11 protein-coding genes are annotated in these 13239 nt (G+C 65.4%); 10 read left to right on the top strand and 1 reads right to left on the bottom strand.

Annotated elements, in window-relative coordinates:
• Positions 1-1256: threonine ammonia-lyase, biosynthetic (ilvA, locus tag BMY06_RS29945; protein WP_074986789.1), on the bottom strand; the 1256-nt coding region annotated here is incomplete at its 3' end.
• 650 nt (positions 1257-1906) lie between these two features.
• Between ilvA and BMY06_RS29935 the strand changes: the two genes are divergently transcribed.
• The 10 genes from BMY06_RS29935 to BMY06_RS29890 all read left to right on the top strand — a co-directional run bounded on the left by BMY06_RS29935 (position 1907) and on the right by BMY06_RS29890 (position 13237).
• Positions 1907-5953, top strand: coding sequence for a DUF3683 domain-containing protein (locus BMY06_RS29935; RefSeq protein WP_074986787.1), 4047 nt, complete (start codon positions 1907-1909; stop codon positions 5951-5953).
• Between the two features lie 41 nt (positions 5954-5994).
• Entirely contained in the window at positions 5995-6426 is a 432-nt protein-coding gene (locus BMY06_RS29930) for an HIT family protein (RefSeq protein WP_065059372.1), read from the top strand.
• Positions 6427-6478: 52 nt separating this feature from the next.
• Complete coding sequence (locus BMY06_RS29925; protein ID WP_065059371.1) at positions 6479-6892, top strand: gamma-butyrobetaine hydroxylase family protein; 414 nt, start codon at positions 6479-6481, stop codon at positions 6890-6892.
• A 98-nt stretch (positions 6893-6990) separates the two neighbouring features.
• A complete protein-coding gene (ubiE, locus tag BMY06_RS29920; protein ID WP_065059370.1) occupies positions 6991-7722 on the top strand; it encodes a bifunctional demethylmenaquinone methyltransferase/2-methoxy-6-polyprenyl-1,4-benzoquinol methylase UbiE in 732 nt (243 codons plus the stop codon).
• 36 nt (positions 7723-7758) lie between these two features.
• Positions 7759-8772: a Tim44 domain-containing protein gene (locus BMY06_RS29915; protein ID WP_065059369.1), complete on the top strand. Its 1014-nt coding sequence runs from the start codon at positions 7759-7761 to the stop codon at positions 8770-8772.
• Positions 8773-8944: 172 nt separating this feature from the next.
• Positions 8945-9616, top strand: a complete 672-nt coding sequence (locus BMY06_RS29910; protein ID WP_065059368.1) for a ubiquinone biosynthesis accessory factor UbiJ — start codon at positions 8945-8947, stop codon at positions 9614-9616.
• 3 nt (positions 9617-9619) lie between these two features.
• Entirely contained in the window at positions 9620-11197 is a 1578-nt protein-coding gene (gene ubiB / locus BMY06_RS29905) for a ubiquinone biosynthesis regulatory protein kinase UbiB (RefSeq protein WP_065059367.1), read from the top strand.
• A gap of 26 nt (positions 11198-11223) precedes the next feature.
• Positions 11224-11916, top strand: a complete 693-nt coding sequence (locus BMY06_RS29900) for a methyltransferase domain-containing protein (protein WP_074986786.1) — start codon at positions 11224-11226, stop codon at positions 11914-11916.
• 230 nt (positions 11917-12146) lie between these two features.
• Positions 12147-12512, top strand: coding sequence for an FmdB family zinc ribbon protein (locus BMY06_RS29895; protein WP_074986785.1), 366 nt, complete (start codon positions 12147-12149; stop codon positions 12510-12512).
• A gap of 83 nt (positions 12513-12595) precedes the next feature.
• On the top strand, positions 12596-13237 hold the full coding sequence (locus tag BMY06_RS29890) for a DUF502 domain-containing protein (RefSeq protein WP_065059393.1): 642 nt from the start codon (positions 12596-12598) through the stop codon (positions 13235-13237).
• The last annotated feature ends 2 nt before the right edge of the window (positions 13238-13239 follow it).

Genomic DNA, 13239 nt, shown 5'->3' with positions numbered 1-13239 from the left:
CCGCCGACCATGTAGCGGATGTGCTGCTTCGAGAGTTCGTCGCCGGTGAGATCGACGCACGGAAAACCGTGCTCGACGAAGGTCTGCGCGATCTGCCGCGATTCGCCGCGATTGCGGATCTGCACGCCGACGAAGATATGCGCGCGCTCGGCGTCGTCGATACGGTAGTTGAATTCGGTGACGCTGCGCGTGCCGACGAGTTCGCAAAAACGCTTGAAACTGCCGCGTTCTTCGGGGATCGTCACGGCAAACACGGCTTCGCGCGCCTCGCCCACTTCGGCGCGCTCGGCCACGAAACGCATGCGGTCGAAGTTGATGTTCGCTCCCGACGTGATCGCGATCAGCGTCTGGCCCGCGATGCCTTCGCGCTCGGCGTACTTCTTCGCGCCCGCCACGGCCAGCGCGCCCGCCGGTTCGAGCACGCTGCGCGTGTCCTGGAACACGTCCTTGATCGCGGCGCAGAGCGCGTCCGTATCGACGGTCACGACTTCATCGAGATACTGCTGGCACAGCCGGAAGGTTTCCTCGCCGACCAGCTTCACGGCCGTGCCGTCCGCGAACAGGCCGACTTCGCTCAACTCGACGCGTTTGCCTGCCTTCAGCGACTGCGCCATCGCGCACGAGTCGTCGGTCTGCACGCCGATCACGCGGATCTCCGGGCGCACGGCCTTCACGTACGCGGCCACGCCTGCGGCCAGACCGCCGCCGCCGATCGGCACGAAGATCGCGTGAATCGGGGCCTGATGCTTGCTGAGCACTTCCATCGCGACGGTGCCCTGGCCGGCGATCACGTGCGGATCGTCGAACGGATGCACGAAGGTCAGGTCGCGTTCTTCCTGCAGACGCACGGCGTGGGCGTAGGCATCGCTGTAGGACTCGCCCGCCTGCACGACTTCGACGGTCTGGCCGCCGTGCGCGCGCACGGCGTCGACTTTCACCTGCGGCGTGGTTTCCGGCACGCAGATCACCGCCTTCACGCCGAGCCGCGCCGCCGACAGCGCGACGCCCTGCGCGTGATTGCCCGCCGACGCGGTAATCACACCGCGTTCGCGCTGCTCGGGCGAAAGATGCGCCATCTTGTTGTACGCGCCGCGCAGCTTGAACGAGAAGACCGGCTGGTTGTCCTCGCGCTTGAGCAGCACCGTGTTGCCGATGCGCGCGGAGAGGTTCGGCGCGGGTTCGAGCTCGGTTTCGCGGGCGACGTCGTACACGCGCGCGGTGAGGACTTTCTTCAGGTAATCGTCGTGGGAAGCCATGCGGGGAGCGCGCGGGGGCGCGGGTCGGGACGGGAAAACGTAGATGATAGCGCCAACCGCTCCAGCGCTGGCGGGCCGGGCAGGGCGGCGAACGGGTGACGAAGGCGTGGCGAAGCGGCGACGCAGAAGTGACGCAGAGGCGACGCAGAAGCGACGAAGGAGCGGTAAGGTTGATCGGCGTCATTTCCCGACTACCCGGACGGTTAATCCGCGCCGCGACGCCCTGTCACAGGGCAGAGCGCAGGCGTGCCCGCCGGCGGGTGAAATTCAACCTTACGTGTCAGCGGGCTTCCCACCGAGGGTCAGCGCACGCGCGGATCATGCGTTAAAATCGCTTTTTGAAACAAGGATCGGAAGATGCACTGGCAACCTCGGACAGCCCATTTGATGCCCGCACGGCGCGAAACCCGCCCCGCGGCGCAGCGGCACGCCCGCCACGCACGATCGTGTCGCTAAGTCCGAGCGCCGGGGAACCATCGGCGTGAGCGCTGCCGCCATGCTTCCCCACCCCTTCGTCCGCCCAGCCATCCGCGCCACGAGCGTGCCCCCGGCGGACACGATTTCAGAATAGCGCCCCACGCGCCCCGTCAGCATCCGTCCGATCGGCTCCGTAAGCCGCGCGCGGATCTGGCTCAAAGAGTCGTCCAACCATGAACGCACCTCAAGTTTTCGATCCTCACGGCGCCGCCGCAGCCGTGGCCGCCGACATCGAACCGCGCCTGCGCGAGATTCCGTACAACTACACGTCCTTTTCGGACCGCGAAATCGTCATTCGCCTGCTCGGCGAAGAGGCGTGGAACGCGCTCGCCGAACTGCGCGGCGAACGCCGCACGGGCCGCTCGGCGCGCATGCTGTACGAAGTGCTCGGCGACATCTGGGTCGTGCGCCGCAATCCGTATCTGCAGGACGATCTGCTCGACAACCCGAAGCGTCGCGCGATGCTGATCGATGCGCTGAATCACCGTATCGCCGAAATCGAGAAGCGCCGCCGCGCCGACCTTGTCGAACATAGCGATCAGGACGGCGTCGTGCGCGCCGCGCGCGTGGAAACGCTGATCGGCGCGGCTCGCCGCGCGATCGAGGACTTCGCCGCCGAATTCGACAAGATGGCCGATCTGCGCCGCCGCGCCACCAAGGTGCTCGGCAAGCGCACGCAGAAGGACAACATCCGCTTCGACGGCATTGCGCGCGTCTCGCACGTGACCGACGCAACCGACTGGCGCGTGGAATATCCGTTCGTGGTCCTCACGCCGGACACCGAAGCCGAGATCGCGGGCCTCATCAAGGCCTGCTTCGAACTGGGCCTCACGGTGATCCCGCGCGGAGGCGGCACGGGCTACACGGGCGGCGCGGTGCCGCTCACGCCGTTCTCGGCCGTCATCAACACCGAAAAGCTCGAACAACTCGGGCCGGTCGAAATGACCGATCTGCCGGGCGTGAACCGCAAGGTCGCGACGATTTTCTCGGGCGCGGGCGTGGTCACGCGCCGCGTGACCGAAGCGGCGGACGCGGCGGGCTTCGTGTTCGCGGTCGATCCGACCTCGCTCGACGCGTCGTGTATCGGCGGCAACGTCGCCATGAACGCGGGCGGCAAGAAGGCCGTGCTGTGGGGCACGGCGCTCGACAACCTCGCCTGGTGGCGCATGGTCGACCCCGAGGGCAACTGGCTCGAAGTCACGCGCCTCGACCACAACATGGGCAAGATCCACGACATCGAAGTCGCGCGCTTCGAATTGAAGTGGTTCGACGGCGAGTACGCGCCGGGCGAAAAGCTGCTGCGCACGGAGTCGCTCGACATCGCGGGCCGCGTGTTCCGCAAGGAAGGTCTCGGCAAGGACGTGACCGATAAATTCCTCGCGGGCCTGCCGGGCATCCAGAAGGAAGGTTGCGACGGTCTCATCACGTCGGCGCGCTGGGTGCTGCACAAGATGCCCGCGCACACGCGCACGGTCTGTCTGGAGTTCTTCGGCCAGGCGCGCGAGGCGATCCCGAGCATCGTCGAAATCAAGGATTATCTGTTCGAAACGTCGAAGCAGGGCGGCGCGATTCTCGCGGGTCTGGAGCATCTGGACGAGCGCTATCTGCGCGCCGTGGGCTACGCGACCAAGAGCAAGCGCAACGCGTTTCCGAAGATGGTGCTGATCGGCGACATCGTCGGCGACGACGCCGATGCCGTGGCCGCCGCCACCTCGGAAGTGATCCGCATGGCCAACGGCAAGAGCGGCGAAGGCTTCGTGGCCGTCTCCGCCGAGGCCCGCAAGCGCTTCTGGCTCGACCGCAGCCGCACGGCCGCGATCGCCAAGCACACCAACGCGTTCAAGATCAACGAAGACGTCGTGATTCCGCTCAACCGCATGGGCGAGTACACGGACGGCATCGAGCGCATCAACATCGAACTGTCGATCAAGAACAAGCTGCAACTGGTCGACGCGCTCGAAGCGTTCTTCAAGGGCGGCAAGCTGCCGCTCGGCAAGAGCGACGACGCCAACGAAATCCCCAGCGCGGAACTGCTCGAAGACCGCGTGCAGCAGGCGCTCGATCTGCTCAAGCGCGTGCGCGAGCGCTGGACCTTCGTCGGCGACAAGCTCGACATGCCGCTGCGCGAGGCGCAGCACTATCTCGTGCAACTGGGCTACGAAGCGCTGGCGGAGAAGTTCGCCGACCGCTGCGACGCGCAGCCCGACGTCAACGTTTTCCATGTGACGCAGGACCGCACGGTGCGCATCTCGTGGAAGCAGGAGATCCGCGCCGAACTGCGCAAGATCTTCAACGGCGGCGAATTCAAGCCGATCCTCGACGAAGCCCAGGCGATCCACAAGAAGGTGCTGCGCGGCCGCGTGTTCGTGGCGCTGCACATGCACGCCGGCGACGGCAACGTGCACACCAACCTGCCGGTGAACTCGGACAACTACGAGATGCTGCAGGACGCGCACGTCGCGGTCGCGCGCATCATGAAGCTCGCGCGTTCGCTCGACGGCGTGATCTCGGGCGAGCACGGCATCGGCATCACCAAGCTCGAATTCCTCACCGAGGACGAGATCGCCGACTTCCGCGCCTACAAGCAGCGTGTCGATCCGCATGGCCGCTTCAACGCGGGCAAGCTGCTCGAAGGCGCCGACCTGCGCAACGCCTACACGCCGTCGTTCGGCCTGATGGGCTACGAGTCGCTGATCATGCAGCAATCCGACATCGGCGCGATCGCCGAGTCGGTCAAGGACTGCCTGCGCTGCGGCAAGTGCAAGCCGGTGTGCGCCACGCACGTGCCGCGCGCGAACCTGCTGTACAGCCCGCGCAACAAGATTCTCGCGACCTCGCTGCTGGTCGAGGCCTTCCTGTACGAAGAGCAGACGCGCCGCGGCGTGTCGATCAAGCACTGGGACGAGTTCAACGACGTGGCCGACCACTGCACGGTCTGCCACAAGTGCGTGACGCCGTGCCCGGTCAAGATCGACTTCGGCGACGTGACGATGAACATGCGCAACCTGCTGCGCAAGATGGGCAAGAAGAAGTTCAACGCGGGCAACGCGGCGGGCATGTTCTTCCTCAACGCCACCAATCCGCAGACCATCAACCTCGCGCGTACCGCGATGATGGGCGTGGGCTACAAGGCGCAGCGCCTCGGCAACGACGTGCTGAAGAAGTTCGTCAAGAAGCAGACGTCGCATCCGCCCGCATCCACGGGCAAATCGCCGGTGGTCGAGCAGGTGATCCACTTCGTCAACAAGAAGATGCCGGGCAACCTGCCGAAGAAGACGGCGCGCGCGCTGCTCGACATCGAAGACAACAAGATCGTGCCGATCATCCGCAATCCGAAGGCGACGAGCGTCGATTCGGAAGCGGTGTTCTACTTCCCGGGCTGCGGCTCGGAGCGTCTGTTCTCGCAGGTCGGGCTTGCCACCCAGGCGATGTTGTGGGAAGCCGGCGTGCAGACCGTGCTGCCGCCGGGCTATCTGTGCTGCGGCTATCCGCAGCGCGGCTCGGGTCAGTTCGACAAGGCCGAGCAGATCGTCACCGACAACCGCGTGCTGTTCCACCGCGTCGCGAACACGCTCAACTACCTCGACATCAAGACCGTCGTGGTGTCGTGCGGCACGTGTTACGACCAGCTCGCCGGTTATGAATTCGACAAGATCTTCCCGGGCTGCCGCATCATCGACATTCACGAGTTCCTGCTCGAGAAGGGCATCAAGCTCGATGGCGTGAGCGGCACGCGCTACATGTATCACGACCCGTGCCACACGCCGATCAAGACGATCGACCCGGTCAAGCTCGTCAACGAACTCATGGGTTCGGAAAAGGACGGCTACAAGATCGAGAAGAACGATCGTTGCTGCGGCGAATCGGGCACGCTCGCGGTCACGCGTCCGGACGTTTCGACGCAGGTGCGCTTCCGCAAGGAAGAGGAAATCCGCAAGGGCGCGGCGAAGCTGCGCGACATTCCGGTCGTCGGCAACGGCGCGAACGGCGTGCAGCCGGCCACGCAGCAGGAAGCGGGCGGGCATGGCACGACGCAGGACGTCAAGATTCTGACGAGCTGCCCGTCGTGCCTGCAGGGCCTGTCGCGCTACAACGAGGACGCCAACATCGAAGCCGACTACATCGTGGTGGAGATCGCCCGTCACGTGCTCGGCGAGAACTGGATGGCGGACTACGTGCAGAAGGCGAACAATGGCGGAATCGAGCGCGTGCTGGTTTAATGGCACGGCTAATTTTTCCGTAATACGGTTCGAGGACGACGATGGCATGCGTATTCTGCAATGAGGAAGGCGGCGAGGTGCTGTGGGAGGACGAGCGTCTGCGCGTCGTGCTCGCGAGCGCTGAAATCGACTATCCGGGCTTTTGCCGGGTGATCTGGAATACGCACGTCGCCGAGTTCTCGGATCTCGAGCACGCCGACCGGGAACATCTGATGCGCGCGGTGTATGCGGTCGAGCGGGCACAGCGCCGCGTCATGCAGCCGTCGAAGGTGAATCTCGCGAGTCTCGGCAACCAGGTGCCGCACGTGCACTGGCACGTGATCCCGCGCTTCAGCAACGACGCGCATTTCCCGCTGCCCGTGTGGGCGCCGCGGCAGCGCACGGTGTCGGAAGCGATGCTCGGTCAACGCCGCGCCCAGGCCACGCTGCTGCGCGAGGCGGTGCGGCAGGAAATGGAACAGGCGCTGGCGTGAGCCGGACCGGCGGGGCAGCCTTGCCGGACTTGACGGGCGAACAGGAAAGAACATGAGCGGACTCAAATCCGATACGCCGGTGCCGACCGGCGTCGTGGTGCATGCGCTGTCGCGCGTGCTTGAACTGCAGTATGCGAACGGACAGAGCTATCGCATCCCGTTCGAGCTGATGCGCGTTTATTCGCCCTCGGCGGAAGTGCGCGGCCACGGGCCCGGCCAGGAAACGCTGCAGACCGGCAAGCGCGAAGTGACCATCACGGCGCTCGAAGGCGTCGGCAACTACGCGCTGCAGCCCACCTTCTCCGACGGCCACAATACCGGCATCTATTCGTGGGACCAGCTCTACGAACTGGCCACGCAGCAGGACACGCTCTGGGCCGACTATTTCGCGAAGCTCAAGGCCGCGGGCGTCGAGCGGGACGCGCCGATGGCGCCGCCCGCTGCCGCGCACGGCCACTGCCACTGACGCTTCCTGTTACGATCCTGCCGCCGCGCCACGACGCGGCGAATTTCATTCAAAAAGTCCGGCTGCGAGCCGGACAAGACCGCGAAAGGACGAGCGCGATGAGCAAAACCCACTTCGGCTATCAGACAGTCGACGAACAGGACAAGGCGAAGAAGGTGGCCGGCGTGTTCCACTCGGTCGCCTCGAACTACGACCTGATGAACGACCTGATGTCGGGCGGGCTGCACCGCGCGTGGAAGGCGTTCACGATCGCCCAGGCCAATATCCGTCCGGGCGCGAAGGTGCTCGACATCGCGGGCGGCACCGGCGATCTGTCGATGGCGTTCGCGAAGAAGGCCGGTCCGACGGGCGAGGTCTGGCATACCGACATCAACGAGTCGATGCTGCGCGTGGGCCGCGACCGTCTGATCGACAAAGGCGTGATCACGCCCGCGCTGCTCTGCGACGCCGAGAAAATTCCCTTTCCGGACAACTACTTCGACCTCGTGACCGTGGCTTTCGGGCTGCGCAACATGACGCACAAGGACGCCGCGCTCGCGGAAATGCGCCGGGTGATCAAGCCGGGCGGCCGCGTGATGGTGCTCGAATTCTCGAAGGTCTGGGAGCCGCTCAAGAAGGCGTACGACGTGTACTCCTTCAAGGTGCTGCCGTGGCTCGGCAAGCGTTTCGCCCAGGATGCGGACAGTTACCAGTACCTGGCGGAGTCGATCCGCATGCATCCGGACCAGGAAACCCTGAAGACGATGATGGAACAAATCGGCCTCGATGCCGTCAAATATTACAATTTGTCAGCTGGCGTGGTAGCCTTACACGTCGGGACAAAGTACTAGTGTTCCTAACTATCTGTCTTTAAAGGAAATACCGCCATGCCTGAGACCCGTAACAATGCTTCCAGTAAGCTTTCAATGTCTTGGGCGAGGCGGATTGGCACCCTGGCAGTGATCGGCGCGCTGGTGGCGGGCAGCTTCGCATCGTTCGACGCTGAAGCCCGTCGCATGGGTGGCGGCCGCAGCTTCGGCAAGCAATCCTCGGTCGCGTCGCAGCGCAGCACCACGCCGCCGCCCGCGCAGCCCAGCCCCACGAATCCCGCCCAGCAGGCCGGCGCGCAGCGCGCACCTGGCTCGCCGGCGCCCACGCCCGCCGCCGCTCCGGCGCGCAATCGCTGGCTCGGTCCTATCGCCGGTCTCGCGGCCGGTCTGGGCATCGCGGCGCTGCTCTCGCACTTCGGCCTCGGTGAGGCGTTCGCGGGCGCCATGGCCAACATGATCGTGATCGCGCTGATCGCGTTCGTGGCGATCTGGCTGATCCGCAAGTTCATGAACCGCCGCCGTCCGGCTGAGCCCGCGTATCAAACGGGCGGTGCGAATCTGAACACTAACCTGAGCCAGATGGGCGGCTACAACCCGCAGGAGCCGCGCTACACGGCGCCGCCCACGGGCCAGTACCTCGCGCCCGAAGCGAATGCGCTGAGCACGCCGCAGATCGACACGCCGCCCGCCATTCCGGCGGGTTTCGACAGCGAAGCGTTCCTGCGCAACGCCAAGGTCTACTTCGTGCGCCTGCAAGCGGCCTGGGATGCGGGCAATATCGACGACATCCGCGAATTCACCACGCCCGAGATGTTCGCCGAGATCCGCGTGGACCTCGCGGGCCGCGGCGCGCAGCCGAACCAGACCGACGTCGTGCAGCTCAACGCCGACCTGCTCGCCGTGGAAGAGCGCGGCAACGAGTACCTCGCGAGCGTGCGTTTCTCCGGCCTGATCCGCGAGGAAGCGGGCGCGGCGGCCGCGCCGTTCGTCGAGATCTGGAATCTCTCGAAGTCGCGCAGCTCGGGCGAGGGCTGGCTGCTGGCCGGTATCCAGCAGGTCGAATCGCACTGATGCGCGGCATCGCGCCGCGCTGAGCAAAACGCGCGCGTGGTTGATGCTGCGCGCGTGCAGGCGAATCTGGCCTGCCGGCCAGCCGCGGCGTGGGGCGATCCGGCGGCGCGAACGCTACAATAGGAACCCGCGCGAGCTCGATGCCCGCGCGGGTTTTTTTGATTCCACGCCGATGACTCTCGCCGCCAAGCCCTTCGCCGCCGCTGTCAATCACCTGCTCGCCCGCGAATCGTGGGCCCGCGACCGCCTCGCTCCTTACGCCGGCAAGACGGCCCGTCTGTCGTGTCCGCCTGTCGTGCTCACGCTGCTCGTGCAGCCCGACGGCTATATCGCCGCCGTCGAAGAGCACGAGGCGCAACATGCCGACGTCGCGCTTTCCGTGCCTGCGGGCGCGCTCTCCTCGTACGTGCAGGGCGGTCAGTCGGCCGTCATGAAGCACGTGAAGATCGAGGGCGACGCCGAGTTTGCGCAGATCATCGGCAAGCTCGCCGAACATCTGCGCTGGGAGCCCGAAGAGGATCTCGCGAAGCTGATCGGTGACGCCAGTGCGTTTCGCGTCGCCGCATTCGCGCGCGCCGCGCACCAGCAGGCCCTTCGCACCGGGCGCAATGTGCTCGGCTCCGTCACCGAATATCTGCTCGACGAAAATCCGCAACTCGTGCGGCACGCCGAGCTGGACGGCTTCAACACGGAGCTGTCACGCGCGCGCGATGCACTTGCGCGCGTGGAAAAGCGCATCGAGCGCCTTGAACAAAAATCACAAGCGCGCAGCGCGGGATCGACGCCTTCGAGCGCGGCGCCGCGCGCGCCGAGCCAGACAACCGGCCCGCTACAAGGCAACTAAGACATGCGTTTTCTGCGTTTCCTGAAGATTTTCTTTACGGTCATCCGCTTCGGTCTCGACGAAATGATGTTGAGCCGGATCAATGACCGGCGCGTCAGGCTGTTGCTGCGCATCACCACGATCGGACGCAAGTTCGATCAACCGCCCGGCGTGCGGCTGCGTCTCGCGCTCGAAAGCCTCGGCCCGATCTTCGTGAAGTTCGGCCAGGTGCTCTCCACGCGCCGCGATCTGCTGCCGCTCGACATCGCCAACGAACTCGCCAAGCTGCAGGATCAGGTGCCGCCGTTCGATTCGAAGGTGGCCATCGACATCATCGAGAAGTCGCTGGGCGCGCCCGTCGACGAACTGTTCGACGACTTCGAGCGCGTGCCGGTGGCGAGCGCCTCGATCGCGCAGGTGCACTTCGCGAAGGTGAGGTCGGGGCAGCACGCGGGCAAGGCGGTGGCGGTGAAGGTGCTGCGCCCGAACATGCGGCCCGTGATCGACTCCGACCTGCTGCTGCTGCGCGACATCGCCGTGTGGGCCGAGCGGCTGTGGGCCGACGGCAAGCGTCTGAAGCCGCGCGAGGTCGTGGCCGAATTCGACAAATACCTGCACGACGAACTCGATCTGATGCGCGAGGCCGCCAACGGCAGCCAGCTGCGCCGCAATTTCGCGGGCCTCGACCTGCTGCTCGTGCCCGAGATGTACTGGGAATTCAGCACGCCCAACGTGCTGGTGATGGAGCGCATGGTCGGCGTGCCGATCAGCCAGGTCGACAAGCTGCGCGCGGCGGGCGTGGACATTCCGAAGCTCGCGCGCGAAGGCGTGGAGATCTTCTTCACGCAGGTGTTCCGCGACGGTTTTTTCCACGCCGACATGCACCCCGGCAACATTCAGGTGAGCCTCGATCCGGCGCATTTCGGACGTTATATCGCGCTCGATTTCGGCATTGTCGGCGCGCTGTCGGACTTCGACAAAAACTACCTCGCGCAGAACTTTCTCGCGTTCTTCAAGCGCGACTATCATCGCGTGGCGACGCTGCACATCGAGTCGGGCTGGGTGCCGCCCACGACGCGCGTCGAGGAACTCGAAAGCGCGATCCGCGCGGTGTGCGAGCCGTATTTCGACCGCGCGCTCAAGGATATTTCGCTCGGTCAGGTGCTGCTGCGCCTGTTCCAGACCTCGCGCCGCTTCAACGTGGAAATCCAGCCGCAACTCGTGCTGCTGCAAAAGACCATGCTGAACGTGGAAGGGCTCGGGCGCTCGCTCGACCCGGAACTCGATCTCTGGAAGACCGCGAAGCCGTATCTCGAACGCTGGATGACCGAGCAGATCGGCTTGCGCGGCTGGTTCGAGCGCCTCAAGATCGAGGCGCCGCAATGGAGCAAGACGCTGCCGCAATTGCCGCGTCTCGTGCATCAGGCGCTGCTGCATCGCCAGGATCCCACTCACCTCGGCAGCGACGACGCGCTGCGTCAGATTCTCGCCGAGCAGCGCCGCACCAACCGCCTGTTGCAGGGGCTCGTGGTGTTCGGCGTGGCGGTGGGCGTCGGCATGCTCGCCGCGCGCATGTGGCTGGCGTTCGCCTACGGCGGCTGAGCGGGGCGGCAGACAAGGAGCGAGACATGACGACAAAACCGGATCAAGCGGATCAAGCGGATCAACCGGATCAAGCCGCACCATCCACGCCATCGCCGGAAACCGGCGCGGCCGCGGACTTCGCCACGCGCGACCCCGCGGCGCCCGCATTCTGGGACGAGCGCTTCGAGCGCGGCTTCACCCCGTGGGATCAGGCGGGCGTGCAGCCGGACTTCGAAGCCTTCGCCACGGCGCACGCCGCAGCCAGCGTGCTGATTCCGGGCTGCGGCAACGCATGGGAAGCGCGCTGGCTCGCCGAGCACGGCCGCACCGTGCGGGCGATCGACTTTTCGCCTGCTGCCGTCGCCCACGCGCGCACCGCGCTGGGCCATTACGCCGATGTCGTCGAGGAAGCCGATTTTTACGCCTACCGTCCGCCGTTCGCGCCGGACTGGATCTTCGAGCGTGCATTCCTGTGCGCGCTGCCCAAGGCGCAGCGGCCCGCCTACGCGCGCCGCATGGCCGAATTGCTCGCGCCGGGCGCGCTGCTGGCGGGCTTTTTCTTCTTCGCCGACACGCCCAAGGGGCCGCCGTTCGGCATCGAACGCGCCGAGTTGGACGTGCTGCTCACGCCGTATTTCACGCTGCTCGACGAGCACGAGGTGAGCGCATCGCTGCCGGTTTTCGCGGGCCGCGAGCGCTGGCTCACTTGGCGTCGCAACGCGTCGGCGCCGGCCTGAATCGGCGCGCGACAGGCGTTTGACAGCCGCCTGATACTCGCTCAACCCGCGCGCGCGCACGGTCTCGCCGATCACGCCCTTGATCGCGCGCAATCCGCCCCAAACTGCTGCGTAGCCCCGGTCACACGACCCGGCCTGGCAATTACCAGGCCAGGGGAGCGTTTGCGGCTATAATTCAAGGCTTTGCAAGCATTTACCGGAATTTCATCCGTTTCATCAGGAAAGAGATCATGCCGATCTACGCTTATCGCTGCGAATCGTGCGGCTTCGCCAAAGACGTGCTGCAAAAGATCAGCGATGCGCCCCTGACGCAGTGCCCGAGCTGCGGCGCGGACGCGTATCGCAAACAGGTCACCGCAGCCGGCTTCCAGCTGAAAGGCTCGGGCTGGTACGTCACGGACTTCCGTGGCGGCAGCAGTAATGGCAATAACAGCGGCACGAGCGCCGCCGCCACGGGCGCGAAGGACGCAAAGAGCGGCGACGCTGCGTCGTCGTCGGAAGGCGGCAAGTCCGAGAGCGCAAGCCCGGCCTCACCGGCCGCCGCGGCAACGACCAGCGCGGCGCCTGCGGCGTCGGGCACCTCGGGCTCGACCTGACAAACCCTGTGGTCCGGCAGACCTCCTGAGTGAAGCCGGGCCGCGCAAGCGCCGCGCCCGCGCGCGGCCTGGATGGCGTGTACATGAAGATCAAGAAAGCGACCTTCAAATCGGTGTTCCTGACCGGCCTTCTGGTGCTGGTGCCGCTGGCCATCACGCTGTGGGTGCTGAATCTCGTCATCGGCACGATGGATCAGACGCTGTTGCTGCTGCCCGAATCGTGGCGGCCCGAGCGCCTGTTCCACATGCGCCTGCCGGGTCTGGGCGCGGTGCTCACGCTGGCGTTCATCTTTGTCGTGGGCGTGCTCACGCACAACTTCATCGGCCAGAAACTGGTGGAGTGGTGGAACGCGCTGGTGCGCCGCATTCCGATCGTGGGGCCGCTGTACAGCAGCATCCAGCAGGTTTCCGATACACTGCTTTCGAGCAACGGCAATGCCTTTCGCAAGGCACTCCTGATCGAATATCCGCGCAAGGGCTCGTGGACGATCGCGTTCCTGACCGGCATTCCCGGCGGCGACGTGGTCAACCATCTTCAGGAAGATCACGTGAGCGTGTATGTGCCGACCACGCCCAATCCCACATCGGGCTTTTTCCTGATGGTGCCGAAGAGCGAAGTCATCGAACTCGACATGACGGTCGATGCCGCGCTCAAGTATATTGTTTCGATGGGCGTCGTCGCGCCGGCCGCGAATGCACGCCGCCCCATCGATCCCCCGCTTTAAAT

Source organism: Paraburkholderia tropica, from assembly GCF_900109265.1.
GTDB lineage: Bacteria > Pseudomonadota > Gammaproteobacteria > Burkholderiales > Burkholderiaceae > Paraburkholderia > Paraburkholderia tropica.
Note: the sequence above shows the minus strand (reverse complement) of the source record. Positions and strands in the feature narration are given on the sequence as shown.

Bases quoted from the DNA above. Each gene is read 5' to 3' on its own strand.
- BMY06_RS29935 (WP_074986787.1), top strand. From the start codon at position 1,907: ATGAACGCACCTCAAGTTTTCGATCCTCACGGCGCCGCCGCAGCCGTG.
- BMY06_RS29930 (WP_065059372.1), top strand. From the start codon at position 5,995: ATGGCATGCGTATTCTGCAATGAGGAAGGCGGCGAGGTGCTGTGGGAG.
- BMY06_RS29925 (WP_065059371.1), top strand. From the start codon at position 6,479: ATGAGCGGACTCAAATCCGATACGCCGGTGCCGACCGGCGTCGTGGTG.
- ubiE (WP_065059370.1), top strand. From the start codon at position 6,991: ATGAGCAAAACCCACTTCGGCTATCAGACAGTCGACGAACAGGACAAG.
- BMY06_RS29915 (WP_065059369.1), top strand. From the start codon at position 7,759: ATGCCTGAGACCCGTAACAATGCTTCCAGTAAGCTTTCAATGTCTTGG.
- BMY06_RS29910 (WP_065059368.1), top strand. From the start codon at position 8,945: ATGACTCTCGCCGCCAAGCCCTTCGCCGCCGCTGTCAATCACCTGCTC.
- ubiB (WP_065059367.1), top strand. From the start codon at position 9,620: ATGCGTTTTCTGCGTTTCCTGAAGATTTTCTTTACGGTCATCCGCTTC.
- BMY06_RS29900 (WP_074986786.1), top strand. From the start codon at position 11,224: ATGACGACAAAACCGGATCAAGCGGATCAAGCGGATCAACCGGATCAA.
- BMY06_RS29895 (WP_074986785.1), top strand. From the start codon at position 12,147: ATGCCGATCTACGCTTATCGCTGCGAATCGTGCGGCTTCGCCAAAGAC.
- BMY06_RS29890 (WP_065059393.1), top strand. From the start codon at position 12,596: ATGAAGATCAAGAAAGCGACCTTCAAATCGGTGTTCCTGACCGGCCTT.